This window comes from Novosphingobium sp. HR1a, assembly GCF_015594425.1.
GTDB lineage: Bacteria > Pseudomonadota > Alphaproteobacteria > Sphingomonadales > Sphingomonadaceae > Novosphingobium > Novosphingobium resinovorum_A.
Window position 1 is genome coordinate 1 of record NZ_JABXWS010000061.1, and the last position, 25,983, is coordinate 25,983.

The window sequence follows — 25,983 nt, forward strand, 5'->3', positions numbered from 1 at the left end:
CGATCGGCCGCCAATCACGGACACCGAGGATATGGCCACCTTCGGGCCGGCCATGCCCTCACCGGCTTTTCGCATTCCACACGCTTTCTTTACCGCGCTGCGCATAAGGCCCAACGTGCAAACGCGCTTGCGCCGCAACACACAGCGAGGAACCTGTTACCTACATGCCGACACCGGCGATCAGCGTGGCCATGAGCGTCTTCAACGGCGAGCGCTTTCTTGCGTCCGCAATCGAAAGCGTGCTGGCGCAAGATTTCAGCGATTTCGAATTCCTCATCGTCGATGACGGGTCCAGCGACGGGTCGGCCACCATGCTGCGGGAATACGCCGGGAAAGATTCGCGCATCCGGCCGATCGTTCGGGAAAATCGCGGTCTCGTGACCAGCCTCAACGAGATGATCGAGACTGCCCGGGCGCCGATCATCGCCCGCATGGACGCCGACGACATTTGCAGGCCGGATCGCTTCGGCAGACAAATCGCCTTCCTGGCGAACCATCCGGACTATGGCGTCGTTGGCAGCTGGAGCGAAGACATCGGCGAGGATAGTGAGAAACTTGTCCGCTCCGGTGCCGATCATCCCGAAACCCATGAGGAACTGCTCGGCGCCATCGAGGTCGGAGGGCAACTGATTTGCCACCCGGCCGCGATGTATCGCCGCGACGTCGTGCGCTCGGTCGGCGGATATCACGCCGCATTCAGGCATTGCGAGGACCTAGACCTGTGGCTGCGGCTTTCGAGCGTGACCAGGCTGGGCAATATCCCCGAGCGCCTGCTTCGGTATCGGCGCTATCCCGGACAGGTTTCGTCCCGTCACGCCACCGAACAGCAGATAGGTACCGCCGTGGCGCAAGTCGCCTGGCGCGAACGCAGGGCCGGACGCCCGGACCCGACGGCCGCCCTCGACCGACTGCCGCCAATCGACGAACTGGACTCGCTGTTCGGCCGGCCGGGTATTTCCCGGCAGGTCCGCGAGCAGGTTGCGCTGGGCCTGCTCTATTCGGCAAGCGCGATGCGCGACGAAGGCTTCGATCTTCTGGTGAGCCATTTGCGCGATGGCGGACGCCGTGACGGCATGTGGCGTACCGTGGCCCGGCTGGTGCGTTTCGGGGAGCCGGTGCGTGCACTGCGCCTCGCCGCCACGCTGACCACCTCGACCTCGGCCTGATCGTCGCTCATGTCGATCGATATCGAAACGCAGCCCGCCGAAACCAGCGCGATTGACGCAGGCCGGGGAACTGGCAGCGTCAAGTCAGCGGCGCTCTGGGCGGCGGCAAGCCAGTACACGCAATTCGTGCTCCAGTTCGCAACCTCGGTCATCGTCTCGCGCTTCTTCCTGAAGCCCGAGGAGATCGGGCTGTTCTCGGTGGCGTTGGCAGCTGCGATGATCCTGTCGGTAATCCAGGACTTCGGCCTCACCCGCTATCTCGGTCGCCATCCCACTGCGGACGAGGATACCGTACGGCATTGCACCGTGATCGCGGCAGGCTTCTCGTTCCTGCTCGCCGCCCTGATCATGGCGATCGCATGGCCGGTTTCGCGCTTCTATGCAGAGCCGAAGCTGTTTCCCATACTTGGGCTGATCGCGGCGTCCTACCTGCTCAATCCCTGGAGCATCGTTCCGGTGGCACTGCTGTCGCGGCGGCTCGACTTCAGGGGCACGTTCATCGTCAACGCGACCGGATCGGTGACGAACAGCGCCTGCGCATTGACGTTGGCGGCGCTGGGATTTTCGGCGACCTCGCTGGCCTGGGCGATGATCGCACAGGCCGGCGCCCGAGCCGTCGCCGCTCAGTTCCTGCGCCCGACCCCGCCGAGCCTTCGCGTGCGGCGCGAGCGGGCGCGCGAGATCATCGGCTTCGGCTCCGGCAGCGCGCTGCTCTACCTCTCCGGAGGGATCGGCATGCGCACGCCCGACCTCATCGTCGGGCGGATGCAGGGGATGACGGCGGCGGGCCTGTTCAGCCGGGGTGTCGCGCTGGCCACGCAGCTCCATTACCTCGTCGCGGGAGCGGTAAGTTCGATCTATTATCCCACGTTCGCGCGGCTGCGGGACGAGGGCAAGGACCTTGGCCCCTACTACGAGCGCGTAGTCGCGGCACATGGCGCGATCGTCTGGCCCGCGATGGCGCTGCTCGCGGTCCTGAGTGAGCCGGTTATCCTTTTGCTCTATGGCCCGGGCTGGGCCGAGGCGGCGCCACTGCTCGCCCTGGTCGCGCTGGCCGAGTGCTGTTTCGTTGCCCTGCCGCTGCATATGGACCTGCCGATCCTGCTGGGACGCTTGAGGAGCCTGCTCTGGTTCAATCTGGCCGATACGGCGCTTTCGGTCGCCACCCTGGCGGCCGGTGCGGCGATCGGCGTGGAGGCCGCCGCCGCCTCGCGGCTCGTCTACGGGCTCGGGTGGTTCTTCCTCTACGCGTTCTGGCTGCAGAGGCTGATCGGCTTCCGGTGGCGCGCCACCCTGCGGGTCTATGTATCGAGCGCCCTCGTCGCGGTAGTGACGATGGCTCCAGCTATTTATGCCGTCACCGTGTGGAGATCGCCGGCAACGCTCGGCTTCGTCGGCCTGGTGATCGCGGGCACGGCGTCGGTGCTCGCGTGGGCCGCCGCCATCGCGCTGGTGCGGCACCCCGCACGCGACGATATCGCGGGCATGGTCGGCCACGTGCTCGGACCAATCCGCATGCGACTGCGACCAAGCCAAGGCTGAAACACATTACTGTTTCACATAGAGTTCCACGCAATATCATGATAGATTGATCGGCAAGCAAGGAAACGCGGAGCATGTACTCCGCGGGGAGGATGCGATGTCGGGAATGAGCATGGCGCTGGCGATGCTGATCGCCAATCCCGTTATCCTCGGGGCGACCCCTGCCCCGATCTCGCAGGCGGCGCAGCCCGGCGAGGCGCCGCAGGACGACGTGGTGCAAGGCGATGCAGACGCCCACTTGCGCATGACGGTGGCGGTCGCCGTCCACGGGGTCGGCCCCTATCGCTTCCTCATCGACACCGGATCTCAACGCACGGTCGTTTCCACCACGTTGGCGGGAGCGCTTGGGCTGGTGCAGGGACCGCAAGTGCGCGTGGTCGGAATAGCCGGGGCGCACGACGTCGCCACAGCCCGGGTCGAGTCGATCACGGTCGGCCCCCGGGCCTTCTACGACCTGACCGTACCTCTGCTCGAGCGTGCAAACATGGGCGCCGACGGCATTCTCGGCACTGACAGCCTGCAGCACCAGCGTGTCCTGCTCGATTTCGCGCGCAACACCATCGCCATCGGCGACATGGCGGAGACCGGCGGCGCGCGCGGCTTCGAGATTGTCGTGCGCGCCAAGCAACGGTCCGGCCGCCTTATCCTCACCGATGCACTGGTCGATGGCGTCCGCACCGACGTCATCATCGACACCGGTGCCAGCGGAACGATCGGCAACCGCGCCTTGCAGGACGCGCTGACGAAAAAGCGGCGACAGGCGATGCTCAAGGGATCGGTATCGAGTGTTACCGGCCAGGAACTTGCCGTCGATCTCGGCGTGGCTGACAAGCTGGAACTGGGCGGGATCGGCGTCACCAACGTCGTGATCGCCTATGCCGACGCCCCCGCTTTCGGCGAACTGAAGCTCGGGCGCAAGCCTGCGATGTTCCTCGGAATGCGCGAGTTGCGGGCCTTCAAGCGGGTCGCCATCGACTTCACGAAGCGCAAGGTGTCGTTCGATCTGGTCGGGACGCCCTGATCCGCTCCCGCACTTTCAGCCAAGCCGCAGCGCATTGCCGGATTGTTTCATGCCATCGAACCCCTAAATAGCGCCCATGCCTCCCGATACCGCCGTCCGCGATTCCAATGCCCGCCACGATGGCTGGCGCACCCTCCTGCGCTTCATGCCGTACCTGTGGCCACGCGACAATCCGGCACTGCGCTGGCGGATCGTCTGGGCCTGTGTATTCATCGTGCTGTCCACCGCGACGCAGCTGGCGCTGCCTTACATGATGAAGTGGGCGGTCGACCTGATGGGCACGACCGGGCCAAAGCTGGTCCAACTGACCATGCTTATGGTGCTTGGCTATTCGGCTGGACGGCTGGCGCAGACCGGCTTCGACAACTTGCGCAACATCGTGTTCGAGAAGGTCGGGCAGGACGCGACGCGCGAACTGGCGGAGAACGTGTTCGGCCAGCTTCACCGCCTGTCGCTGCGCTTCCACCTCGCCCGTCGCACCGGCGAGGTGACCAAGACCATCGAGCGCGGGACCAAGAGCATCGACACGATGCTCTATTTCATGCTGTTCAACATTGCCCCCACGATCCTGCAATTGCTGGTGGTGGGCGTGATCTTCTGGGTCAATTTCGGCCCCGGCCTGGTCGCTGCGACGGCGCTCGCCATCGCCGCCTACATCTGGGTCACGCGCGTCATCACCGAGTGGCGCACCACCCTGCGCGAGCAGATGAACCGGCTCGACGGACAGGCCCTCGCCCGCGCCGTCGATTCGCTGCTGAACTACGAGACGGTGAAGTACTTTTCCGCCGAGAAGCGCGAGGAGGAGCGCTACGCGCAGGCGACCCGGGCTTATGCCGTTGCTGCCGTGAAGAGCGAAAACTCGCTCGGCATGCTCAACATCGCGCAAGGCGTGGTGGTGAACCTGCTCATGGCGGGCGCTCTTGCGTGGACGGTCTACGGCTGGTGGCGCGGCAATTATACGGCGGGCCAGCTGGTCTTCGTGCAGACCTACCTTACGCAGCTGTTCCGGCCACTCGACATGCTCGGCATGGTCTATCGCACGATCCGGCAGGGCCTTATCGACATGGCGGAGATGTTTCGCCTGCTCGACACCCCGGTCGAAGTGCCCGACGCTCCCGGAGCGCCCGCGCTGGTCATTCGCCGGCCTTCCATCGTTTTCGACGACGTCGTCTTCGGCTACGAACCGGATCGCACCATCCTGCATGGCCTGTCGTTCGAGGTGCCTGCGGGACAGGCGTTCGCCATCGTCGGCCCTTCCGGCGCGGGCAAATCGACGATCGCGCGGCTGCTCTATCGCTTCTACGATCCGCTTTCGGGCCGTATCCTGATCGACGGCCAGGATATCCGGCAAGTCGCACAGACCAGCTTACGGGCCGCGATAGGCATCGTGCCGCAGGACTCGGTGCTGTTCAATGACACGATCGGCTACAACATCGGCTACGGCCGCGATGGCGCAGCGGCTGACGAAATCGAGACGGCAGCACGCGGCGCCGCGCTGATGGGCCTGATCGACCGGCTACCGCAGGGCTTCGAGACCGAAGTCGGCGAACGCGGCCTCAAGCTCTCGGGCGGCGAGAAGCAGCGCGTCGCAATCGCGCGAACACTGGTCAAGAACCCGCCGATCCTGATTCTCGACGAGGCCACGAGCGCGCTCGACACCCGGACCGAGCAGGATATCCTCGCAACCCTGCACCGCGTGGCCGAGCATCGCACTTCGCTATCGATCGCGCATCGTCTCTCGACCATCGCCGATGTCGATCGCATCCTCGTCCTGAACGAAGGGAAGCTCGCCGAGAGCGGCACCCATTCCGAACTGCTGCGCCGCGACGGCCTCTATGCCGAAATGTGGACACGTCAGGCCGCCGAAGCAGAGGCGATGATCGAAGCGGCGGAATAGCCCGGTAACCGGGGGCCTAGCACAGCGCCTTGCGTGTCCCGACCTGCGGATCTGTCGTCGCCATGCTGCCGACGACAGATCGGGCGGCGGTCGCAAGCCAGCTTCTGAAATTCGGGAAGCCCCGGCGCGGAGCGCCCGTCCAACGGCGCATCGCTGGATGGCGTCTGTTCTTCTATGCATGCCTTTCGGCGAGACGAAAGTCTGCGGACATCGCATCGATCACGGTGAACCCGTCGGGGAACCCTTTGAACCGTCAGCAGTTCGTCAGGGATCAGTTGTGCCGGAGACGTGATTCGATGAAGTTCAGCTTTGCGGGTATCGGTGCCATTGCCCTTGCGGCGACGCCGCTCTGCGCCATCCCGCTGGCCCTGCCCTCCACTGCAGCGCAGGCAAAGGTCGAGCGGGCGGCCGAGCGATCCCCGACAACGCAAAGGGCAAACCACAGCCTCGCAACGACCGGCGAAGCCGCGCGCTGAACGTTACTTTACGACGTCTGCTTCGTGCCAGACGACGGCCTGGGCCGCCTTCATGCAATTCTCCGCCGTATCCCACGACAATGACGGCGCGCCGTAGAGCCGCCAGCCCTGCGCCAGCGCTTCCGACACGCGCTCACAGAAAGCGCGGTCGTCCGCTCCCGTGAGCAGGCGGTATACAGGACGATCTTCCGGGGTCTGGTACATGCTGGGCACTCTTGTGATCCGATATCAGATGCCTAGCCACTCCAGACCGGACGGCAAAGCCCCGATCGCATAATCGACCTGCAAAACCCTCCTCCTGCGGCCCGGACGTGCGGCATTCGAGGCATGCAGGATAGGCGTCCGATAGAACCAGACGTCTCCAGCATCTGCCAGACAGACATGCTTCTGCAAACCCTGCGCAATCTGCTCCACGGCTGGCGCGGGTATCCGCCCAAGTCGATGTGAGCTCAGAGCGACAAGCAGAGGCGCGTTTTCATCGCCCACCGGGTCGATATGGATGCGCACAGTCAGCATTTCATCGATTACCGAAAACGGCGGTTCGACATGGACTATGCCTTGTTTGACGGTCCAGGGGCCGAAGCCGGACACATCCATCCTCTGCCGCACCGCGATAGTTCGATCCTGATGCCAGCCAAGTACCCACCCCGCCGCATCGTTCTTATCGAACAGCACTACACGAACCGGCTGGACGTCGGCCCCCAATATCGTCCTGGCCACCGCGCCGACCGGCCCGCCCTCACCGAGCATGAACCCAAGCTCCGGATCATCCGAAATGCGCAGCCCTGCCTGGCCGTCCGGCATTCGCGCGAGGATACGGTGCAAGTCCGCCAGCATCGGCGCAGCAAGCCCCGGATGGCACACCGCGCCATCGCGTTCCAGTTCGAGGTCCACGACAGCACAGGACGCGATCACCCCGGATAACGCTCGAACTCAGGCAGGCTTGCAGCATCCTTCATCCAACCGACGCGTTCGGCTACCTGAATCTGGGCATGCGGCTGCAATGCCCCGGGATCGTCCAGTGTGACCACCTGAATATCCACCAGTCCGGGCAGCACCGCTTTGTTGACGTAATAGAGCCCCGATCCGCACGTCGGGCAGAAGTGGCGGACTGCGTCACCGTTGGAGCTGTATGACGAAGGCTTTCCTGCAGTCACCGCGAACTCACCGGCTGCATAAGCCGCCCACGCGACGGTCGGCGCTCCGGAGGATTTCTGGCAATCGGCGCAGTGACACAGCGCGACATGCTGCGGCTGTCCCTCAACGCTGTAGCGCACGGCGCCGCACTGGCATCCACCTTCGAGCTTCATGGCGATTCTCCTTCGCCGAGCAAGCTACCCCTTTCGCTGGAACATTCAAGGAACAAAAAGGGCGCAGACATGCTGCCCGCGCCCTTTCAGGTCCGTTTCGGCGCTACCGTCAGAGAATGTACTTCGACAGATCCGCGTTGCCCGCGAGGCCGGACAGCTTGTCCTGCACGTAAGTGCGGTCGATCGTCACCGTCTCGCCCTTGCGGTCCTCGGCCTCGAAGCTGAGTTCCTCAAGCAGCTTTTCCATCACCGTCTGCAGGCGGCGGGCGCCGATGTTCTCGACGCTCTCGTTCACTTGCGCGGCGATCTTGGCGATCTCGTCGATGGCGTCGGCAGTGACCTCGACCGTGACCTGCTCGGTGCCGAGCAGCGCCTTGTACTGCGCGATGAGGTTGGCGCGCGTTTCCGACAGGATGCGCACGAAATCCGCCTCGGTCAGGGCCTTCAGTTCGACGCGGATCGGCAGGCGTCCCTGCAGTTCGGGCAGCATGTCGCTCGGCTTGGCGACGTGGAAGGCGCCGCTGGCGATGAACAGGACGTGGTCGGTCTTCATCGGGCCGTACTTGGTGGCGACCGTGGTGCCCTCGATCAGCGGCAGCAGATCGCGCTGCACGCCTTCTCGGCTGACCGAACCGCCGCGCACGTCCGAGACGGCGATCTTGTCGATCTCGTCGAGGAAGACGATGCCGTTGTGCTCGGCATTGGCGAGCGCCACGCGGGCGACGTCATCCTGATCGAGCCGCTTTTCCGATTCCTCGTCGACCAGCTTGTCCCAGGCGTCGGGCACCTTCATCTTGCGGCGCTTCATGCGCTGGCCGCCCAGCTTGCCCATGATGTCGCCGAGATTTATCATGCCGACCGAGCCGCCCATGCCGGGGATCTCCATCGGGCCGGAGGGCGCGTCCTCCACCTCGATCTCCACCTCGGTGTCGTTCATGGCGTTTTCGGTGATGCGCTGGTGGAAGGCGGCGCGCGTCGCCTCCGAGGCGCCATCGCCGACGAGGGCATTGAGCAGCCGGTCCATCGCCGCCTTGCTCGCCGCCTCGCGCACGGATTCGCGGCGGCGCTCCTTCTCGATGCGGATCGCTTCCTCGACGAGATCGCGGGCGATCTGCTCGACGTCGCGGCCGACGTAGCCGACCTCGGTGAACTTGGTGGCTTCCACCTTCACGAAGGGCGCTTCGGCCAGCTTGGCGAGACGGCGGCTGATCTCGGTCTTGCCGCAGCCCGTCGGGCCGATCATCAGGATGTTCTTGGGCGTCACCTCGTCCCGCAGGTCGGCGCCCAGACGCTGGCGGCGCCAGCGGTTGCGCAGCGCGACGGCGACAGCTTTCTTGGCTTCGGTCTGGCCGACGATGTGCGCGTCGAGCGCGGCGACGATCGCCTTGGGGGTCAGGTTGTCGTTCATTTTCTTTCTCCGCCCTTCCGTTTGCGGGAGGGCCAAAATCGTAAACCGGGTGGGTTCATCCGGCGGTGGCAGACGGCCCACCCCCGGCCCCTCCCGCAAGCGGGAGGGGAGAAACAGTCAGATGGCCTCGACCGTCACCCGGTCGTTGGTGAAGACGCAGATGTCGGCGGCGACCTGCATGGCCTTGCGCGCAATCGTCTCGGCGTCGCTTTCATAGGCATCGATCGCACGGGCGGCGGCAAGCGCATAGTTGCCACCCGAGCCGATCGCGGTGATCTGGCTGTCGCCCCCGGCCGCGCCCTCGGGCTCCAGCACGTCGCCATTGCCGGTGAGCACCAGCAGGGTGTCGGCATCGGCGACGATCATCAGCGCCTCGAGGTTGCGCAGGTACTTGTCGGTGCGCCAGTCCTTGGCGAGTTCGACGGCCGCGCGCATCAGCTGGCCGCGATACTGCTCCAGCTTGCGTTCGAGGCGCTCGAAGAGAGTGAATGCGTCGGCAGTGGCGCCCGCGAAGCCGGCGATGACCTTGCCGCCTTCTCCGATGCGCCGGACCTTGCGGGCGTTCGGCTTCATCACCGTGTTGCCCATGGAAACCTGACCATCGCCAGCGATGACGGTCTTGCCGCCCTTGCGTACGCCGATGATGGTCGTTCCGTGCCACTGAATGAGGCCGTGGCTCGCCCCGTCGTTGTTCATGAGCGCGGATATATGCCGCGCTCCGGATGGTTCAAGACGGTAGATTAACTGCCGTTCGGGCCGGGGCCTTGCGGCGTCTGGCCCATGCCGCCCGCACCGACCGCGCCGATGTTGCCGAACAGGTCCTCGAACAGGTTGCGATGACGGCCAAGCGTGGGCGTGACGTGACCGTCCGGATCGATCCGCGCAACCTGCTCCGCGCCGCGCTTGTCGACGCCGACGACGTTGTTCGCCGCATCGAAGCGCACCCGCAGCACCGTCTGGCTGTCGGTGCGCGGCTTGCGGAACGGCGGGGTCTTCACTTGCTGCGACACATAGTACCAGTCCTTGCTCCCGAACTGGCTCTCGAAGGTCGGGCGGCCGAGCGTCTTTTCCACCGACATGCGGTTGTCGATGCCGGGCTGCACCGAATCGAGCAGCGACTGGTCGATCATGTAACCGCGATGGTCGCGGATCGACGTGCAGCCGCCGACCAGAGTGGCGACCGCCAGCGCAATGCCTGCCGCTGCCACCTTGAGACCCACCTTGCGCATTTCAACACTCCAAACCGCAGGAACGGAAACCACAGGCATTGCCAGCAGCGTCCATACCCATATATCGCCAGACGGCCTTAAGGCCCCACAAGCGCCCGCGCAATGGGCGTTGGGGCAGACCGGTTGAATTGCCCCTTAACGGATATCCTCGAAGAAAGGCCCGTAGCCATCGTGTCCCTGATCTCCCGCCTCCTCGGCAAAGGCCCCGATTCGCGCGAAGCCGTGCGGCCGCTGTGGCATCGCGTGGTCGAAATCGCGCGCGAAAAGGCTTGGTATGCCGAGTGCGGCGTCGCCGACACCGTGCCCGGCCGTTTCGATGCGGTGACGCTGGTGATGGCGCTCGTCATGTTGCGTGCCGAGCGGGACAAGGAAACCGACGATACGCTGATCAACCCCTCGGTGCGGCTGACCGAGCTGTTCGTGGACGACATGGACGGCCAGCTGCGCCAGTCGGGCGTCGGCGATCTCGTCGTCGGCAAGCGCATGGGCAAGCTGATGAGCGTGCTGGGCGGCCGGATCGGTGCCCTGCGCGATGCGCTCCCACAGGACGACGCCGCGCTCGCCGCCGCGCTGGAGCGCAACGTCACGCTGGTGGAAGGCGCCGACACCGCGCGCCTCGCCGCCCGCGTTCGCGCGCTTCACGCGCAGATCGATGCCCTCTCCAACGAAGACCTGCTTGCTGCTAGGATCGCGCGATGACCCCTGAATTCTCCCGCCTGCTGGACGTGCGCCAGATCGAAGGCAAACACGTCCGCCTCTCGCCCAACGAAGCCGAGCGGGCCGCGCTCACCGAACGCTTTCTGCTTGTGCGGATCGACGAACTCGTCGCCGAACTCGACCTCTCGACTTCGGAGCGCGAAGGCGGCTTCCGCATCGAGGCGCGTGGCACCCTCAAGGCCGAGATCGTGCAGCCCTGCGCCGTCTCCGCCGAGGATATCCCCGTATCGATCGACGAGGCGCTGTTCTTCCGCTTCGTGCCGATGGCGACAGGTTATGCGCCCGACGAGGAAATCGAACTGACCGCCGACGAACTCGACGAAATCGAGTATGAAGGCGCCCACATCGACATCGGCGAGGCGGTTGCACAGAGCCTTGCCCTCGCCATAGATCCGTTCCTGACCGGACCGCAGGCCGACGCGGCACGCAAGGCGGCGGGCATCGGCACGCCCGAGGACAGCGGCCCTTTCGCAGCGCTCAAGGGCCTGAAGCTGGGCGGCGACTAGAACGCGACAGCCTCTGCTGCGGTCAATTCGTGATTACGATCGAGGGTCGCAGCGTCCCACTCTGAATCCCACCGTCACGCAGCCTTCACCGAACCGCAACGCCAGTTTCACACGGCGCGCCTAGTGGCGCCGTCAGGACCACGTTGCGAAAAGTTCGGGGGGAACGCGTCGCATGAAGAGCCTGACGAAGATGTCGCTTGCGACGGCCGCTGCGGTCGTCGTGCTCAACTTGTCTAAGCCGTCTCCGGCGGCGGCGCCCGAACGCCCATTCGCCAGCTCGGTGCGGGACGACGGAACGCTTTCGGTAATGACCTATAACGTGAAGGGCCTGCCCTTCCCGCTCGCCTATGGCCGGGCCGAGGCGCTCGGTGAAATCGGCAACCGGCTCCGCAAGCTGCGCCGCGAAGGACGCCAGCCGGACGTCATCCTGTTGCAGGAGGCCTTCATCCCGGAGGCCAAGGCCATCGCCCGGCGGGCGGGCTATGCCCATGTTCTGCTCGGCCCCGGCGTCAAGGATGCGCCCCGCGATGTCGCACAGCCCGATACCTTCGTGCAGAACGCTTCCTGGAGCCGGGGCGAGGCGGTCGGCCCGCAGGTCGATAGCGGGCTGGTCATCCTGTCCGACCATCCGATCGTGAAGGCCAGCCGCATGGTCTTCCCCGAGGCGATGTGCGCCGGGTTCGACTGCCTGGCCAGCAAAGGCGTCGTCATCGCGTGGATCGCGGTGCCAGGGCGCGCCGAGCCGGTCGCCGTCGCCGACACGCATCTCAATTCCCGCAAGGCATCCGGCGTGCCGGTCGCCCGCGCCAACGTTGCCTTCACGCGCCAGGTCGAAGCCATGCGCACCTTCCTGCGCAGGCAGGTGGACCCGCACGCGGACCTCATACTGGGCGGCGACTTCAACATCGGCGGCGATGCGGAGCGAATCGCCGCCACCCGCGAGCTGATCGCGGGCGGGCAGGACGCAGCGGAGACCGCCGACGGCCCGCCGGATCAGCAGCGCGACCTTGCCGCCATTCGCGAACGCAATAAGGACAAGCTCTATCATCGCGGACTGCTGCGCCTGCGCAGCCTGGAGGTCCCGCTGGGCGAGGGCACGGGCAAGGACGCGTTTTCCGACCACCTCGGCTACGTGGCGCACTACAAGCTCTCGTAAGCGCGTCACTGCGAAAGAAATGCATCCATACGCGTCATTTGCCGAGCAGGGTGACAGGTCCGATCAATCCCGAGCGTCGCAGCGGTGCATCGGGGCGGTACGTCGGCATTGCCGTCCAGGTGATCGGCTTCGCGCCGGGCTGCTGGTCGCCGATCAGGCGGTTGACCCACAAGTTCGCGACCTTGACCTCGATCGTGTTCGCACCTTTCCTGAGCGCACTGCCGACATCGATGCGGTAAGGCGCGTGCCACACCGACCCTACGTCGCGCCCATTGATGGTGACTTGCGCCAGATCGCCGACCTCCCCGAGGTCTAGTAGCAGCGGACGCCCCGGCCTGGCGCCCTTGGGCAGCACGAAGCTGCGCGTATAGGTCGCCTCGCCCGAGAAATACCGGATCGACGGATCGGCATTGCGGTCCAGCGGCGCGAGTGTCGCCAGTCGGATCGAGGCAGGTGCGCCGCGATCTTGCTGGAAGCGCACGGTCCATCCGTCGTCGAACGTGGCCAGCGTCGTCGCAGTAGTGGCCGGCACGTCCAGCGAGCGCGCGGTCGCATTCTCGTGAAACACCACGAAGACCGCATCGCCCGCCACCAACGAGAGCGGCACTACCGTCTCGCCGCCTTCGATGCGATAGCTGACGGCCTCGCTTTCGCCCGTTTCCGGGTGCCACAGGCGGGGGACCTTGCCGGTCACGCGGAAATGGGCCTCGACGGTTTGGGCGCTGTCCTGCGGGTTGCTGAGATAATAGATGTCACCGGTTCTATCCCGGCGGTGGACGAAGGGGATCTTCACGCCGGCTGCGGCTCCGGTGAACGTAAAGTCCGGCGCGGTGCCGATCGTCTGGAGCGCAGCTTCCACGTCGCTGCCGGGGATGACCCGCCCCTGCCCGACCCGCGCCGCGCCCGCGCCGGGCCACAACCTGGCGACGAGAGCGGACCACTCGGCATCGCTGCCCTGCCCCCGCCCGTCCATGCCCGGCGTCGCGACCGGTGCGTTGCCGATGACGGTTGCTCCGCCCTCGACGAGCGCCACCAGTTTGCGCAGCGCGGCGAGGCTCATGCGCTGCGAGGAGCCGCCGAGGTAGATCGCCTTGTAACGCGCACCGCTGGGCGCGACGAGGTCGGCACCGTCGTTCTTCAGCAGGGTGTCGAGCGCATCGAAGCTGAGGAAGTCATAGGCATGGGCGACCGGGGCGTCGGCCACCGGCTTGTCGCCGTAAAGCCCCGTCAGCGGCGCTTCTTCGCCGTAGAAGTAGGCGATATCGGCGACGTTTCGCCCGGTCTGCAGCAGCAGCGAGGACCGCGCGATGTAGTCGACCCAGGGCTTGGCCATCTCGCCCCAACTTTCCATGCGGTTGAAGTACTGGCCGAAGATGAACAGCGAGAGGCCCGGCTTCTTGTCGTCGACCGGGACATGGACCGAGGTATGGACCACCGGCCGGTTAACGCCATTGACGAATTCCATGTCGATGAAGCGCTTCAGGTCCTTGGGCGCGAAGGCCCAGGGCGCCATCGAGGCGGTCATCGATTCCGCCGCGACAAGGTTCTGCCCATAGAGATGCGCCACCGATGCCGCGCCCTTCATGTCGGCGATCAGCGTCTGGCGCGGGCCGTCGTCCTTGCCGAAAGTCCACATCGCCGCCATCGGCACGTCGGTCGCCTTGCGCATGGTCATGTCGTCGCCCAGCATCGGGCGCTTGTCCTCCAGCGCCTCGCCGTAGACGATCAGGCCGTTCTCGTGGGCGGCCTTGGCGACGGTGCCGTAATGCTCGCTGGCGAGGAGATCGGCCAGGGTGCGGCGATAGTCGTAGAGGAACTTGTCCGACTGCGCACGCGTGCCCACCAGCGTGCCGGTGAGCGCGGGCAGCCAGGGACGCGGATCGTAGCCGCGCAGGTTCTGGAACTGCTCGATCATCCGGGGCGTCCAGTTCGCCTCGCCGACTTCGATGGAGTCCGTCAGCAGCGCCCGTACCCCGCGCTTGCCGACCATGTCGGCACCGGCGGCGTCCTTGTACATGCCGAGGTAGTGGTCGAGATACCGGCGCACCGCCGCGCCGTCGAACTTGTCCACCTCCAGCCCGGTTGCTTCAGGCGGGGCGGGATGGTTGGTGGTGCCGAGCAGCGAATAGCCCATGCGCAGGACGCGCCAGTGCTGCCCCTTGGGGAGCGCCGGGGCCTGCCAGTCGAGGGAGCCGTCGGGCCGCAGCCTGCCGGTAAGGTCGACGATCCTGGCAGGCGCCACGCCGCTTGCCGCGTCGGCCGGTGCACCGAGCGCGTAGTAGTCGCGGCTCATTATGAAGCCGGACTTGGTCTCGAAGCGGTCGACCTTGCTCCCGGCGCCCAGTGCGAAAGTGCCGACGACGAGCGGCTTCTTTGCCATCATCGCGCCGACGCCGTCGAACAGGCCTGCCATCGCCGTGCCCGGAGCCGGTGAGCCAAGCCCGCCATCAGGCTTGCGCGGATTGAGCACCACGCGGAAATGCGCGGCGGTGACAGCCGGGAAGCTCGCCGTGGTCGGCACCGCGCCGAGCGTCAACGTGGTGATCGGGGTCCAGACGGCGCCGTCCGTGCTGGCCTCGAGCGCCGCCATGAAGGCCGCCCCGGCAAAGGGCACGACCACATCGGGGATATAGAGTGTCGCCGAACGCACTTCGGTCGGCCGGGCGTAGTCCAGCCGCAGTTCGGGCACCGTGCCCTCCTTGCGCACCAGCGTGACGCCTGTGGCGATGTCCGCATCACCAAGGACCGCAGCATCCAGCGCATTGCCGAGCCCATCCGAGGCGCGCGCCAGCGCAGGGGCAGCCGGCGTCGCCTCCGGGAATGCGAAGACGCCGACCTCACCGTAGAACTTCGGGCCGGGAGGCGCGGGATGGCCGGAGATCATCTCCTCGATCGACAGCGGCGGGGTCAGGTTCTGGTACGGCCCGGTCGTCTGCGGCGGCGCCGCCAGCTTGCCGGTGAAGCGCTTGCCCGGCGCTATGGACGTCTCCGACCAGACCAGCTTCTTCAGGCCATCGCGCGGCTGTACCCATGGCCCGCCGGTTTCCGACCAGCCGGGCGAGGAAGCGATGGCCAGTTCCAGCCCCTGCCGGTCCGCCTCATGCGCGGCGAAGCGGAAGGCGTCCTTCCATTCGGGCGTCATGTAGACGAGGCGATGGTCCACAACTTGCGGCGTCTGCAGGTTGGCGTCGAAAGTCTGGGCGCCGCCGATGCCGACGCGCTTCATCCATGCAAGGTCCTTGGCGATGCCGTCCTTGGTGATGTTGCCGTTCATCCAGTGCCACCAGACGCGCGGCCGGGCCGAGTTCGGCGGATCGCGGAACGCTTCGAGCAGAGGATCGCCTGCCTCGACCGGCGCGGCCGCCTGCACCGGCGCTTCCTCCTTCGCCACCGCATGCGGTGCGGCCAGAGCCGAAGCGAGCATCAGCATCACGCGAAAACGGCGACCCGGCATTCCATACTCCCCATCTCTATCCTGGCGGAGCCGCATCGGGGCCCAGCAGGATCTATATCTTGATTTCAATTTGTGACGGCCGCCTGCGTTACAAGGCATTTCGCCGCGCGATCGCGCCGAGCACCGAAGCACTTGGCTTGGGCGTGCGGGCAAAGGTGGCGGGATCGACGCTGCACAGGCCGAAGCGAGGCTTGTAGCCGAAGATCCACTCGAAGTTATCGAGCAGCGACCAGTGCATGTAGCCCAGCACCGGCACTCCGTCGTCGATCGCCTGCTTGAGCCCCTCCAGCGCGGCGGGGATGAAGCGCGCGCGCAAGGTGTCGTCCCCTGTGCCGACGCCGTGCTCGGACACCAGCACCGGCACCCGCGTCGCCTCATGGACGTAGCGCACCGCACCCGCGAGCGAGGGCGCCCATACCTCGGTGCCCGACCAGTTGACGTCCGCACCATCGGGATGCGGCAGCCGCCCCTTGTCGTTCCACACCGCGCGTTCGTAGTTCTGCACGCCGATGAAATCGTCGGCTTTAGCCACTTCCAGCCAGGCCCCGTAGGTTTCCGCGCGCACTTTGTCGCGGATCGAGTTGCGGCCCGCCGCCTGGTCGTCCAGCACCGAGAGAGTGAAGCCGACCGGCAGGTCCGAACGCACCGCCTTGATCGCCGCGCGCGCCGCCTTGTGTCCGGCCAGCAGCCCGGTCTGGATCGCGTCGAGGTCCTCGAGCGCGGCGACGTTGGCGCAGACGTACTTCTCCACGCCGAAGCGCTTGGCGGCGGCGGCAAGGGTCTGGCGCTGCATGTCCCATACCGGCGGGGGCAGCATCGGCTTGAGGATCAACAGCAGGTTGGGCTCGTTCAGTGTCATGGCCATGGCGATGTCGGCGCCGATCGCGCGGGCCACCTTGTCGCAGTAGCGCGCGAAGAGCTGCGCCGATTCCGGGTTGGTCCAGCCGCCCTGCGCACTGAACCAGCGCGGCGCGGTGAAGTGGTTGAAGGTCACCAGCGGCTTCAGTCCGCGCGCGTGGCAACCCGCGACGATCGCCTTGTAGTGATCGAGCATCGCCTGCGAGAACAGGCCCTTCTCCGGCTCGATCCGCGCCCACTCCACGCCGAAGCGATAGGACGTGAGGCCGAGCGACTTCACGATGTCGAGGTCGCTGGCCCACAGTTCCAGGCTGTTGCAGGCATCGCCCGAAGGCTGGGCGAAGATCGTCGGCTGCTGGTTCTCCAGCGGCCACAGGTCGGAGGCGACATTGTTGCCCTCGATCTGGTGCGGCGCGGTGGCCGCCCCCCACAGAAAGCCTGCGGGAAATGCCGGGCTCGGGCGCTTCGCGGCGGCGCGCGACACGGCGGGAGCAGCCGCGATCATGGCGGCGGCGGCGAGCATGCTGCGGCGGTCTATCTGGGTCATCAGGATTTCCTCACGAATGCGCGGAGATGAAGGTCAGAATTTCGTCGGAAAGCCGCCGGTCGGCGGTGCCGAGGTGCATGGCCATCGAGTAATGGTTGTGGCCGCTGGCATAGTGCGTGCGCGGCAGGCAGCCGTGGCGGTCCAGCCGGGCCTGCAGAAGCCCGGCCCACTCGGCTTGGAAGCGCGGCGGATCGAACTCGGCGCAAGCGAGCAGCAAGGGGAGCGCAGTCTCGACCACTGCCTTGCGCGGCATACGTCCGGCGTAGGCGTCCTGCGGCCCGTAGTAGAGCATGTCGCGCTCATCGAGCGGGGTGAAGCCGTAGAGGCCCGAGAGCAGGACGGCTGCGCGCACCATCCCGGCATGGTCGCTCCGCAGCTTCAGGAACCCGGCGATGTGAACCGAACCGGCGGAGGTGCCCAGTAGCACGATCCGCTCGGGATCGCCGCCATGCTCGGCCGCGTGCTCCTGCAGCCATGTGACGGCGGCGGCGACATCCTCGGCCCCGGCGGGCCAGGTCTCGCCGGGCGCGAGGCGGTAGTTCATCACCGCGCCCAGCATCCCGTTCACGGCGGCCCAGCGGCCCAGATGGGCGTTGACCCAGCCCCCGTTGCCGTTCCCGTCACCGCCCTTGTCGCCGACAAGGAAGCCCCCGCCGTGGACGAACAGCAGCACCGGGCGCGGCCCCCCGCCTTCCCCCTCACGATAGAGGTCCAACCGGTTGCGCGGATGCGGGCCATAGGCGCAGTCGATCGCCACCGACGCAAGCGCGGCGGCGCGGGGCTCCTGCTCGGGCGCATAGAGCGCCCTCACCGCGCCCACAACATCGGGGCCGAGGCGGGTTCCGAGTTCGGCGATCGTATCGGTCACGCAGCCTGCTCCTTCAGCGTCCGGTCGAACAGGAAGGACACCGCCAGCCGCGTACAGGCAAGTCCCAACAGCGCGCCGTACACGACCTTGAAAGCCAGTGCCGGATGGCTGGGCACTTCGTGGAGCGGCCCGAACAGTGCCAGCCCCGCGAGGACGAGCGCGGAGGCGACGCCGCAAGCCACGCCGCGCAGGACGATCCCCGCAACGCTTGCGGGCGTCGCCAGCCCTATCCCGCGCAGCTTCGCCCGCACCAGCAGGGTCGGCACCAGCGAAGCCATGAGTGAAACCATCACCCCTTGCGGCACGAAATCGAGCGCGAAGCGATCCGGCGACGCCATCGTCAACGGCCTTGCGGAAAGACCGAAGACAATGGCGAAGAACACCGCGCTCAGCACCGCGTTGATGACCGCGCTGAGCCCCTGTTCGCGGCGACGCAGCGCCCGAAAGTCCAGACCTGACGGCCCTGACGGCACAGCCATCGTCAGAACTTCGCGTCCAGGCTGATGCCGACGTTGCGGAACGACTGCGGCCCGTAGATCGCGCCGATGTTGCCTTCGCTCGCCCCCGCAGTCGTCGTGCTGGTGTAGGGGAAGTCGCTTTGCATCAGCGAGGGTTCGTGCACGTTGAACAGGTTGCGCACGAACAGCGCAACCGAATAGCGCTGGTCCTGCGTGCGCAGGCCGACCCGCCCGCCGACCATCCAGTGGGCGCGGAAGGTCGTGTCCGCCACCGAGTTCGCTTCGTACCGCACGCGCGACTTCCAAACGGTGTCCACCGCCAGGAACCCGGCCAGGGTATCGCCGAAGTCCTGCTCGTACTCGCCCGAGAGCGTGAACTTGTAGCGCGGCGAATTAGCCAGCTGCGTGCCGCCGATGTCAGTCCCGTCTGTGCCGACGAAGCCGCCGGGATAAGTCGCCTTGGCGTAGATGAAGCCGGTGTTGAGCGATAGGTTGGGCGTCACCTTGCCGAAGAAGTTCAGCTCGGCGCCGCGCGTCTTCACGCCGTTGATGTTGGTCTGGACGCACGAGATGATGCCGTTGCCATCGACCGTGCACTGCTGCGCCTGGAAGTTGCGGATCTTCATGTAGAACACGCTGAGGTCGGCCACCCAGCCGCCGAACAGCGTGGCCTTGAGGCCCGCTTCGTAGGAAGTCGGGATCTCGGGCTGGACAACGGAGGGATCGCCCACCGCCGGAACCGCGATCTGACCGCCCTTGAACCCGCGCGATACGGTGGCGTAGCTCATCATCGTCGGCGTCAGATCGTACTGCGCGCCCGCACGCCAGGACCACTTGGCAACGTCGAGGAAGGTTTCGGTCTCGGACGTCGCGGTGTTCAGCGAAAGGCGATCGGTCGTGTAGCGCACGCCGCCGATCAGGCGGAAGCTGTCCGAAACGTGGCCGGTCGCCTGCCCGAAGAAGGCCAGCGATTCGTCCCGGATAGTCAGCGCGGGCGTGGTCGATGTGACGATCGGGATCACGACGCCCGGAACCGGGACCAGCGTGACCCGAACGATCTCGGGAATGCGGGTCTGCTTCTGGCTCGAATAGAACGCGCCGGCCGTATACTCGATAGGCGAGCCCGCGGCCGAGCTGACGCGGAACTCCTGCGTGAACAGGCCGAGGTCGCGGTCAACCGGGTCGTTGGCCACCTGCAGTTCCAGCGGCGAGCCACGGAAGACGTCGGACGCCGCGCCGTACCCGGTCTCGGTCGCCTTGCGCCAGGCGGTGATCGAGGTCAGTGTGAACGGATCCGCCGCATAGTCCACCTGCAGCGAACCGCCATAGCTGGTCGCCTTGCCGACCTGGTCGTTGTTGCTGCAGTAGTCAAGGTTGCCCTCCCGCACGGTCACGCCGCAACTGGCGAGGCGATCGGTGATGCCCACCGCGTCAAAGCCCGCACCACCGAGGAAAGAGCCGGGACCGCTGGTCTTGACGAAAGTGAAGAAATCGCCGCCGTTCTCGTAGCGGGTCTGCGAATAGTCGCCGATGAGGTTGACGGTGAGGCGGTCGGTCGGTTCCCACAGCAAGCGGCCGCGCACGCCGTAGCGGTCGTTGTTGTTAAAATCACCGGTCGTCGCGTTGCGGTTGACGCCCTGGCGCAAGTTGGCGACGCCCGAGACGCGCATCGCGGCATTGGATGCGAGCGGCACGTTGATGACGCCTTGCACGACCTGGTTGCCGTATTTGGCGCCGGCCGTCCCGGCGTTCGACAGCTCGGTCCGCACGCGGCCGGAGAACTCGCCGAATTCGGGCGCATTGGTGGTGATGTTGATGACGCCCGCAGAGGTCGTCAGGCCGAACAGCGTGCCTTGCGGGCCCTTCAGCACCTCGACGCGGGAGATGTCGAACAGGTCCGAGATATTGGCGTTGCCCTGGCTCACCTGATCGACCACGACGCCCACCGAGGCGACCGCACCGGGAGAGAACGTCAGGGTGCCGATGCCGCGGATCGATCCGCCGCCGCCGGTGTTCTGGCCCGGTGCCGACTGGATTTCGAGGCTCGGCGCGATGCGGGCGAGGTCGTTGACGGTGTTCACCTGCTGACGCTCGAGCTGGGCCGCGCTGGCGACGGTGATCGAGATCGGCACCTCGGTCACCTTCTCCGCGCGGCGCTGGGCGGTGACGATGATGTCGTTGCCCGAGGCGTCGGCGGTCGAAGTGGCGGCGGGCGCACCGGCGTCCTGCGCAAGGGCAGGAGCGCCGATGGTGCTCAGAGCGATGCCCGAAAGCAGCGCAATCTTGCGAATGGTCATGTCTGTCTCTCCCTTGAACTTGTTATCTGGTTGGTCGAAGCGGCTCAGGCTTCATCTATGACGGGGTTGGAAAGGGTGCCAATCACGCCGACCGAGACTTCGACGGTGTCTCCAGCCTTGAGGTAGAGCGGGGGCTTGCGCTTGTCGCCGACGCCGCCCGGGGTGCCGCTGGCGATGACGTCGCCGGGGTGCAGTTCGGTGAAGGTCGAGCAATAAGCGATGACCGTGGGAATATCCCAGATCATGTCGGAGACCGGCTGGTCCTGTACCAGTTCGCCGTTCACGCGGGTCTGTACGCGCTGCGCGGCAAGGTCCTCGACTTCACCCGCCGGGACCATGTGCGGACCGAAGGCGCCGGTGCCGGGCCAGGTCTTGCCGGGGGTGAACTGGATGTTGTGACGCTGCCAGTCGCGGATCGAGCCATCGTTGAACGGCGCGTAACCGGCCACGTGGTCCCACGCATCATCGGGCGCGATGCGGCGTCCGCCCTTGCCGATGATCACCGCAAGCTCGCCCTCGTAGTCGAAGCGTTCGCTTTCGAGCGGGCGGACCATGGCGTCGCCGTCGGCGATCAGGCTGTCGGCCCAGCGGGTGAAGATCGCCGGGTGCTCCTTCTGCTCGCGCCCGGTCTCGGCGACGTGGGTGGCGTAATTGAGCCCAACGCACAGGATCTTGCCGGGGTTCGGCACCACCGGCAGCAGCCTGACGGCGGCGCGGGCAAACTCGCCGGTAACGACAAGCACCGAGAGATCGCCCGCGAGCGCGTCCTTCAGCCACGCATCACCGCCGGGTGCGCCGAGATCGAGCACCGTCTCGCCATCGAGACGGCCAAAGCTGCTGGTGCCGTCGGGGCGCTGGAAACTGATATACTGGGTCATGTCCGTTTTCTCCTGACCTGCCGGAACTGCGGCAGCGGTGTTCATTGTCCTTGCGCTTCGTCCTGCCAGTCGCGGCGGAAGCGGAAGCGTTCCTCGGCGCGGCGCAGTCCGGCGAAATCCTTGTCCGAGATGCCCCACTGGTCGATGCGGTTCTCCGGCCAGGTCCAGTCCTCCGGCGCGCCGACACGGTAGTCGTCGGGCACTTTCTCGACGGCGGTGGAGAACTCGATCACCGGCCCGAACGGCGCGATGTAGTAGGCGTAGACGTTGGCCCCTGGCCCATGCCGCCCCGGCCCCCAGGCAGGCGCCAGCGCATGGTCGCGCAGCCTCCCAATGCCGCGCATCACCGCATCGAGGTCCTCCATTTCGAAGGCGATGTGATTAAGCGAACTGATCCCCGCCCGCGCGAAAGCGGTCGAGTGGTGGCTGTCGTTGCAGCGCACGAAGACCATGCCCTTGGTCCGGTCGGAAACGCGAAAGCCCAGCACTTCCTCCACCGCCAGCCCGGACGCCTCGGCATCGGCCGAGTTGAACACGACGTGGGTGAGCTTGACCGGCAGGTCGCGGCCCGCGATCGGCTCTACTTCGCCTGCATCGACGAGGAAGCGCAGCAGTTCGCCTTCGGGCAGTTCGACGAGCAGGCCGTGCCCGCCGCCGGGGTCCTCGCTGACCGTGGCGCGGTGCGGCCAGCCTGCGGCGGCGGCGCGGCCCGAGATACCGTCAAGCTCCTCCGCCGAGCACAGGAAGGTCGTGGAGCGGACGAACTCGTCCGCCGATTGCTCGAAGGCGACGAGGTAGGGGTAGGAACCGGAACCGCGCAGGTAATGGGTCGTGCCGATCACGTCGGCGGGCGCCATGCCCCACACATCGGTCATGAAGGCGGCAGCAGCGGCCGGATCGGGCAGCGCCAGTTCGATGCTTCGCAGTTTCATGCCTCGGTCTCCTCGACAAGTCCGGCCGCCCTGATCCCTGCGAGCGCACAGTCGGCATCGCACTCGCCCGTATCGCCGCTGACACCCACCGCGCCGATCAGGGCGCCGTTCGCATCACGGATCACCACGCCCCCGGGAGAGAAGGCGATGCCTCCCCCCACGGCCGCGCTGACGCTATGGAAGAACACCGGATTGCCCTTTGCACGCTCGGCGAGGACGGCGGTGTCGGCGTCCATGCCCACGGCCCCTTCGGCCTTGGCGCGGGCGATGTCGAAGCGGTAGAGACTCGCCCCGTCCTCACGCGCGAAGGCGACCGGGTGGGCTCCGGCGTCGAGCACGATCACCGCCAAAGCCTTCGCGCCCTGCGAACGCGCTTCGGCCAGCGTGGCGGTCACGATGGTCTGCGCCTGCAAGAGCGTCAGGGTCATGCGGTCAGTTCCTTGTGATCGAAAAGCTGGGCCGCGCGGGCGGCCAGCAGGTCCTCAGCGCTGTCCGCGGCGGTTCCGAAGACGTAGTGGTCCGGGCGCACCAGCACGGCATCGACGCCGTGCTGGTCAAGCCACGACGCGATCGCCTCATTGTCCGCCAGCGCCGCCGCGACGACGCGGGTGACGCCCCCGGCCTCGCCCGGCACGGTGTCGTCGCGGACGAAAAGGCGCCAGCCGTCGCCGGTGCACTCGTCCAGCTTGCTGCCGTCGGCGAGTACCGGCTGGACGAAGCGCGCGCCTGCACCCGAAGTGCCGGAAAGCACCAGCCCTTCGCGGATCGCGGGGATCAGGTCATGCGCGGTCTCACCCTGCTTGCCGCGTGCTTCCTCACGGATACGGGTATCGCGGGTGGCGGCAAGGTGGGGGTCGAGTTCGCAGATGTAGCGCCCGGCCGCCACCGCCGCGCCGATCACCGCGCGCACGTGCGGGTCGCGCTCGGGCTGGTAGGTATCGAGAATCGCAGGCGAGGCGCCCGCATTGATCACCGCGTCCATCTTCCAGGCCAGATTGGCGACGTCGCGCAGGCCATGGCACATGCCCTGCCCGAAGAACGGCGGCGTCTGATGTGCGGCGTCCCCCGCGAGGAAGACATTGCCGACCTGCCAGCGATGGGCGACGAGGCCGTGAAAGCGATAGGTCGCGGCGCGCACGATCTCGTGCGGTACGTCGGCCATCCACGCGCCGACCAGTTCGGCGACCTTGTCCGGCGCAGACATCGCCTTGTCGTCCTCGCCGGGGAGCAGCATGAATTCCCAGCGGCGATGATCGCGGCGGCCGGGCACCACGGTCGCGGGGCGCACCGGATCGCACATCATCACCGACAGCCGCTGCAGGTCTGCCCCTTCGGGCACGCCCGCGATCGGCGGGAAGCTGACCGGCCCCTGCACTTCGGCATCGACGACCAGCCAGGGCTCCTCGAAATCGAGATCGTCGAGGTCCACGCCCAGCGCCTTGCGCACGGTGCTCCGCGCGCCGTCGCAGGCGATCACCCAGCGGGCCGAGGCGGTCTGCCGTTCACCGCCCTCGTCGTGGGATACGGTAACGCCGCCTGCGTCCTGCTCCAGACCGGTGAACGTCGCGCCCAGCTTCAGCGTGACGTTCGCCATGCCGGCGAAGCCTTCGCGCAAGTGGGCCTCCAACTCGGGCTGGTAGAAGAAGTAGTCGTTCGCCCAGCCGAACGGGCGCGGCTTGCCCACCGTGCCCATATAGCGGATGACGCCGTGATCCGCGCCGACATGGAGGTGCCCGTCAGTGGCGATCATGTCGCCCTCGACCCGGTCGATCACCCCGGCCGACTGGAACAGGCGCATCATCTCATGGTCGAGATGGACCGCACGCGGCAGGGGATAGTGTTCCAGTTCCCGTTCGAGAACGAGGACTTGCAGCCCTTTCAGGCCGAGAAGGTTCGCGGCCAACGCGCCCACAGGGCCGCAGCCTACGACAACGACGTCGTACGACATGATTTTCGTCCCTGTTAAAACTCAGTTCGCGGCGGCGGCGACCCCTGCCCCGGCCCCGGCCCCAGCCAAGATGTCACTTGGAGCCTTGTGCAGCTTGCCGCCCTTCATGATCATCTTCAGGCGATCCTTGTCCTGCAGGATCGCAACGTCCTGCGTCGGGTCGCCGTCTACCAGCAGCAGATCGGCCAGCCAGCCCTCGCGGATCACGCCGGTCTCGATGCCCATAAGTTCGCCGCCATGCTGGGTCGCCGCCTGCAGCGCCTCGGCGGGAGTGAAGCCGAAGTAATCGACGAAGTGCTGCAGGTCGCGCGCGTTGCGGCCATGCGGGTTGAACGGGAAGCCATAGTCGCCGCCGACCAGCACGCGCACGCCGCGCGCCTTCAGTTGCGGGATCAGCTTCGCCTCAAGGTCCATGCGAACCTTTGCGCTCGCCTTCATGTGCGTCATGTCGACGTGTGGCGGCGGGTTCGCCTCCAGCGCGGCGACCGAGACACCGGGACCGGGGGCATAGAAGAACCTGTCCTTCTCCGCCGCCATCCGCTCCACCGTCGCTTCGTCGGCGAAGGAGCAGTGGTAGACGATTCGCGCGCCCGCATCGAGCGCGAGGCCGATCGCCTCGGGCGAATAAGTATGGCAGGCGATCCACATCCCGGCCTCGCGGGTGGCCTCCCCCGCCGCCAGCATTTCCTCGCGGGTATAGAGCACGTCCATCGCGCTGCCGGGCTTGAGCGCATCTTCGCCCGAGACCACGAGCTTGATCGACTTGACTCCCTCGTCCGCGCAATAAGCCACGAAACGGCGCATCGCATCCGGACCACGGCCGTTGAACACGTCACCGGTATCGTCGCCTTCGGGGCTGCGCTCCAGCGTCGAGGGGACGAGGCGCGGCCCGGGCGTATCGCCCTCCTCGATGGCGCGGGCGAGATCCGGCTCGATCATGTCGCCCAGGGCACCGGCCGAGTAGAGGCTGGTGAAACCGTGGTCTAGCAGCACCCGTGCATTGCGCCAGGCTGCGACCTTCAACTCGTCATGCGGCAGGATGAACTGGTGGTAGACCTTCTCCAGCGAGGAAGCCCAGGTCAGGTGCGTATGCGCATCGACCATACCGGGCATGAGGGTCAGCCCGCGCCCGTCGATCACCAGATCGGCGGCCTCATCGGCAAGTGCGTCCTCACCCGGCGCGACGCGGGCGATACGCTCGCCCTCGACCAGAACAGAGCCTGTCCGGAGCGCCGAGCCGGTGCCGTCGAAAATGGAAACCTGGCGGATCAGTGCCCGCATCCTGCTCTCCTGCGATCATCGTTATCGCTGGATT

The 25,983-nt window shown here is 66.5% G+C and carries 24 protein-coding genes; 8 read left to right on the top strand and 16 right to left on the bottom strand.

What is annotated here, in order from left to right; translation table 11 throughout:
• The first annotated feature begins 164 nt into the window (after positions 1–164).
• The 5 genes from HWN72_RS17010 to HWN72_RS17030 all read left to right on the top strand — a co-directional run bounded on the left by HWN72_RS17010 (position 165) and on the right by HWN72_RS17030 (position 6,102).
• A complete protein-coding gene (locus HWN72_RS17010; protein ID WP_211150800.1) occupies positions 165–1,166 on the top strand; it encodes a glycosyltransferase in 1,002 nt (333 codons plus the stop codon).
• A gap of 9 nt (positions 1,167–1,175) precedes the next feature.
• Complete coding sequence (locus HWN72_RS17015) at positions 1,176–2,708, top strand: oligosaccharide flippase family protein (RefSeq protein ID WP_211150801.1); 1,533 nt, start codon at positions 1,176–1,178, stop codon at positions 2,706–2,708.
• A gap of 97 nt (positions 2,709–2,805) precedes the next feature.
• Positions 2,806–3,729 (top strand): retroviral-like aspartic protease family protein, encoded by a 924-nt coding sequence (locus tag HWN72_RS17020; RefSeq protein ID WP_248006078.1) that lies wholly within the window; start codon positions 2,806–2,808, stop codon positions 3,727–3,729.
• 76 nt (positions 3,730–3,805) lie between these two features.
• On the top strand, positions 3,806–5,626 hold the full coding sequence (locus HWN72_RS17025) for an ABC transporter ATP-binding protein/permease (RefSeq protein WP_211150802.1): 1,821 nt from the start codon (positions 3,806–3,808) through the stop codon (positions 5,624–5,626).
• Positions 5,627–5,688: 62 nt separating this feature from the next.
• Positions 5,689–6,102 (top strand): hypothetical protein, encoded by a 414-nt coding sequence (locus HWN72_RS17030; protein WP_211150803.1) that lies wholly within the window; start codon positions 5,689–5,691, stop codon positions 6,100–6,102.
• A 3-nt stretch (positions 6,103–6,105) separates the two neighbouring features.
• Here HWN72_RS17030 and HWN72_RS17035 read toward each other — a convergent pair whose 3' ends face one another.
• From HWN72_RS17035 to HWN72_RS17060, 6 genes are all read right to left on the bottom strand, one after another.
• Complete coding sequence (locus HWN72_RS17035; protein ID WP_211150804.1) at positions 6,106–6,306, bottom strand: DUF1737 domain-containing protein; 201 nt, start codon at positions 6,304–6,306, stop codon at positions 6,106–6,108.
• Between the two features lie 24 nt (positions 6,307–6,330).
• Entirely contained in the window at positions 6,331–6,996 is a 666-nt protein-coding gene (locus tag HWN72_RS17040; protein ID WP_289357158.1) for a phytanoyl-CoA dioxygenase family protein, read from the bottom strand.
• Positions 6,997–7,013: 17 nt separating this feature from the next.
• Positions 7,014–7,412 (bottom strand): GFA family protein, encoded by a 399-nt coding sequence (locus tag HWN72_RS17045; protein WP_211150805.1) that lies wholly within the window; start codon positions 7,410–7,412, stop codon positions 7,014–7,016.
• A 109-nt stretch (positions 7,413–7,521) separates the two neighbouring features.
• Positions 7,522–8,820: an ATP-dependent protease ATPase subunit HslU gene (gene hslU / locus HWN72_RS17050; RefSeq protein WP_036529831.1), complete on the bottom strand. Its 1,299-nt coding sequence runs from the start codon at positions 8,818–8,820 to the stop codon at positions 7,522–7,524.
• 117 nt (positions 8,821–8,937) lie between these two features.
• On the bottom strand, positions 8,938–9,516 hold the full coding sequence (gene hslV / locus HWN72_RS17055; protein ID WP_211150806.1) for an ATP-dependent protease subunit HslV: 579 nt from the start codon (positions 9,514–9,516) through the stop codon (positions 8,938–8,940).
• A 44-nt stretch (positions 9,517–9,560) separates the two neighbouring features.
• The gene (locus HWN72_RS17060; protein WP_008832064.1) at positions 9,561–10,049 is read right to left on the bottom strand and encodes an outer membrane protein assembly factor BamE; all 489 of its coding nucleotides are present in this window, start codon (positions 10,047–10,049) and stop codon (positions 9,561–9,563) included.
• A gap of 171 nt (positions 10,050–10,220) precedes the next feature.
• Between HWN72_RS17060 and HWN72_RS17065 the strand changes: the two genes are divergently transcribed.
• The 3 genes from HWN72_RS17065 (at position 10,221) to HWN72_RS17075 (ending at position 12,428) form a co-directional block, all read left to right on the top strand.
• The gene (locus tag HWN72_RS17065; protein WP_008832065.1) at positions 10,221–10,748 is read left to right on the top strand and encodes a ubiquinol-cytochrome C chaperone family protein; all 528 of its coding nucleotides are present in this window, start codon (positions 10,221–10,223) and stop codon (positions 10,746–10,748) included.
• The gene (locus HWN72_RS17070; RefSeq protein WP_008832066.1) at positions 10,745–11,272 is read left to right on the top strand and encodes a DUF177 domain-containing protein; all 528 of its coding nucleotides are present in this window, start codon (positions 10,745–10,747) and stop codon (positions 11,270–11,272) included. The genes HWN72_RS17065 and HWN72_RS17070 overlap by 4 nt, the downstream gene beginning before the upstream one ends.
• 172 nt (positions 11,273–11,444) lie before the next feature.
• Complete coding sequence (locus HWN72_RS17075; protein ID WP_036529828.1) at positions 11,445–12,428, top strand: endonuclease/exonuclease/phosphatase family protein; 984 nt, start codon at positions 11,445–11,447, stop codon at positions 12,426–12,428.
• A 34-nt stretch (positions 12,429–12,462) separates the two neighbouring features.
• Here HWN72_RS17075 and HWN72_RS17080 read toward each other — a convergent pair whose 3' ends face one another.
• The 10 genes from HWN72_RS17080 to HWN72_RS17125 all read right to left on the bottom strand — a co-directional run bounded on the left by HWN72_RS17080 (position 12,463) and on the right by HWN72_RS17125 (position 25,949).
• Positions 12,463–15,882, bottom strand: coding sequence for a glycosyl hydrolase (locus HWN72_RS17080; RefSeq protein ID WP_211150807.1), 3,420 nt, complete (start codon positions 15,880–15,882; stop codon positions 12,463–12,465).
• Between the two features lie 88 nt (positions 15,883–15,970).
• Positions 15,971–17,287, bottom strand: coding sequence for a family 1 glycosylhydrolase (locus tag HWN72_RS17085; RefSeq protein ID WP_036529825.1), 1,317 nt, complete (start codon positions 17,285–17,287; stop codon positions 15,971–15,973).
• A gap of 10 nt (positions 17,288–17,297) precedes the next feature.
• Positions 17,298–18,155 carry an alpha/beta hydrolase gene (locus HWN72_RS17090; RefSeq protein WP_036529824.1) on the bottom strand — a complete coding sequence of 286 codons (858 nt, stop codon included), beginning with the start codon at positions 18,153–18,155 and terminating at the stop codon, positions 17,298–17,300.
• Positions 18,152–18,634 carry a hypothetical protein gene (locus HWN72_RS17095; protein ID WP_051587178.1) on the bottom strand — a complete coding sequence of 161 codons (483 nt, stop codon included), beginning with the start codon at positions 18,632–18,634 and terminating at the stop codon, positions 18,152–18,154. Before HWN72_RS17095 ends, HWN72_RS17090 begins: the two co-directional genes overlap by 4 nt.
• A gap of 2 nt (positions 18,635–18,636) precedes the next feature.
• Positions 18,637–20,910 carry a TonB-dependent receptor gene (locus HWN72_RS17100; RefSeq protein WP_211150808.1) on the bottom strand — a complete coding sequence of 758 codons (2,274 nt, stop codon included), beginning with the start codon at positions 20,908–20,910 and terminating at the stop codon, positions 18,637–18,639.
• Positions 20,911–20,954: 44 nt separating this feature from the next.
• The gene (locus tag HWN72_RS17105) at positions 20,955–21,788 is read right to left on the bottom strand and encodes a fumarylacetoacetate hydrolase family protein (protein WP_036529847.1); all 834 of its coding nucleotides are present in this window, start codon (positions 21,786–21,788) and stop codon (positions 20,955–20,957) included.
• A 41-nt stretch (positions 21,789–21,829) separates the two neighbouring features.
• Positions 21,830–22,720 carry a VOC family protein gene (locus tag HWN72_RS17110; RefSeq protein WP_036529820.1) on the bottom strand — a complete coding sequence of 297 codons (891 nt, stop codon included), beginning with the start codon at positions 22,718–22,720 and terminating at the stop codon, positions 21,830–21,832.
• On the bottom strand, positions 22,717–23,148 hold the full coding sequence (locus tag HWN72_RS17115) for a heme-binding protein (RefSeq protein WP_036529819.1): 432 nt from the start codon (positions 23,146–23,148) through the stop codon (positions 22,717–22,719). Before HWN72_RS17115 ends, HWN72_RS17110 begins: the two co-directional genes overlap by 4 nt.
• Positions 23,145–24,668, bottom strand: coding sequence for a bifunctional 3-(3-hydroxy-phenyl)propionate/3-hydroxycinnamic acid hydroxylase (locus HWN72_RS17120; protein WP_036529818.1), 1,524 nt, complete (start codon positions 24,666–24,668; stop codon positions 23,145–23,147). The genes HWN72_RS17115 and HWN72_RS17120 overlap by 4 nt, the downstream gene beginning before the upstream one ends.
• Positions 24,669–24,689: 21 nt before the next feature.
• Positions 24,690–25,949, bottom strand: a complete 1,260-nt coding sequence (locus tag HWN72_RS17125; protein ID WP_036529816.1) for an amidohydrolase family protein — start codon at positions 25,947–25,949, stop codon at positions 24,690–24,692.
• Positions 25,950–25,983: the final 34 nt, after the last annotated feature.

Excerpts from the sequence above, each read along its gene's own strand:
- HWN72_RS17115 (WP_036529819.1), bottom strand. The coding sequence starts at position 23,148 with ATGACCCTGACGCTCTTGCAGGCGCAGACCATCGTGACCGCCACGCTG.
- hslU (WP_036529831.1), bottom strand. The coding sequence starts at position 8,820 with ATGAACGACAACCTGACCCCCAAGGCGATCGTCGCCGCGCTCGACGCG.
- HWN72_RS17105 (WP_036529847.1), bottom strand. The coding sequence starts at position 21,788 with ATGACCCAGTATATCAGTTTCCAGCGCCCCGACGGCACCAGCAGCTTT.
- HWN72_RS17080 (WP_211150807.1), bottom strand. The coding sequence starts at position 15,882 with ATGCCGGGTCGCCGTTTTCGCGTGATGCTGATGCTCGCTTCGGCTCTG.
- HWN72_RS17060 (WP_008832064.1), bottom strand. The coding sequence starts at position 10,049 with ATGCGCAAGGTGGGTCTCAAGGTGGCAGCGGCAGGCATTGCGCTGGCG.
- HWN72_RS17085 (WP_036529825.1), bottom strand. The coding sequence starts at position 17,287 with ATGACCCAGATAGACCGCCGCAGCATGCTCGCCGCCGCCGCCATGATC.
- HWN72_RS17070 (WP_008832066.1), top strand. The coding sequence starts at position 10,745 with ATGACCCCTGAATTCTCCCGCCTGCTGGACGTGCGCCAGATCGAAGGC.
- HWN72_RS17045 (WP_211150805.1), bottom strand. The coding sequence starts at position 7,412 with ATGAAGCTCGAAGGTGGATGCCAGTGCGGCGCCGTGCGCTACAGCGTT.
- HWN72_RS17010 (WP_211150800.1), top strand. The coding sequence starts at position 165 with ATGCCGACACCGGCGATCAGCGTGGCCATGAGCGTCTTCAACGGCGAG.
- HWN72_RS17035 (WP_211150804.1), bottom strand. The coding sequence starts at position 6,306 with ATGTACCAGACCCCGGAAGATCGTCCTGTATACCGCCTGCTCACGGGA.
- HWN72_RS17020 (WP_248006078.1), top strand. The coding sequence starts at position 2,806 with ATGTCGGGAATGAGCATGGCGCTGGCGATGCTGATCGCCAATCCCGTT.
- HWN72_RS17075 (WP_036529828.1), top strand. The coding sequence starts at position 11,445 with ATGAAGAGCCTGACGAAGATGTCGCTTGCGACGGCCGCTGCGGTCGTC.
- hslV (WP_211150806.1), bottom strand. The coding sequence starts at position 9,516 with ATGAACAACGACGGGGCGAGCCACGGCCTCATTCAGTGGCACGGAACG.
- HWN72_RS17110 (WP_036529820.1), bottom strand. The coding sequence starts at position 22,720 with ATGAAACTGCGAAGCATCGAACTGGCGCTGCCCGATCCGGCCGCTGCT.
- HWN72_RS17120 (WP_036529818.1), bottom strand. The coding sequence starts at position 24,668 with ATGTCGTACGACGTCGTTGTCGTAGGCTGCGGCCCTGTGGGCGCGTTG.
- HWN72_RS17025 (WP_211150802.1), top strand. The coding sequence starts at position 3,806 with ATGCCTCCCGATACCGCCGTCCGCGATTCCAATGCCCGCCACGATGGC.
- HWN72_RS17100 (WP_211150808.1), bottom strand. The coding sequence starts at position 20,910 with ATGACCATTCGCAAGATTGCGCTGCTTTCGGGCATCGCTCTGAGCACC.
- HWN72_RS17125 (WP_036529816.1), bottom strand. The coding sequence starts at position 25,949 with ATGCGGGCACTGATCCGCCAGGTTTCCATTTTCGACGGCACCGGCTCG.
- HWN72_RS17015 (WP_211150801.1), top strand. The coding sequence starts at position 1,176 with ATGTCGATCGATATCGAAACGCAGCCCGCCGAAACCAGCGCGATTGAC.
- HWN72_RS17095 (WP_051587178.1), bottom strand. The coding sequence starts at position 18,634 with ATGGCTGTGCCGTCAGGGCCGTCAGGTCTGGACTTTCGGGCGCTGCGT.
- HWN72_RS17030 (WP_211150803.1), top strand. The coding sequence starts at position 5,689 with ATGCTGCCGACGACAGATCGGGCGGCGGTCGCAAGCCAGCTTCTGAAA.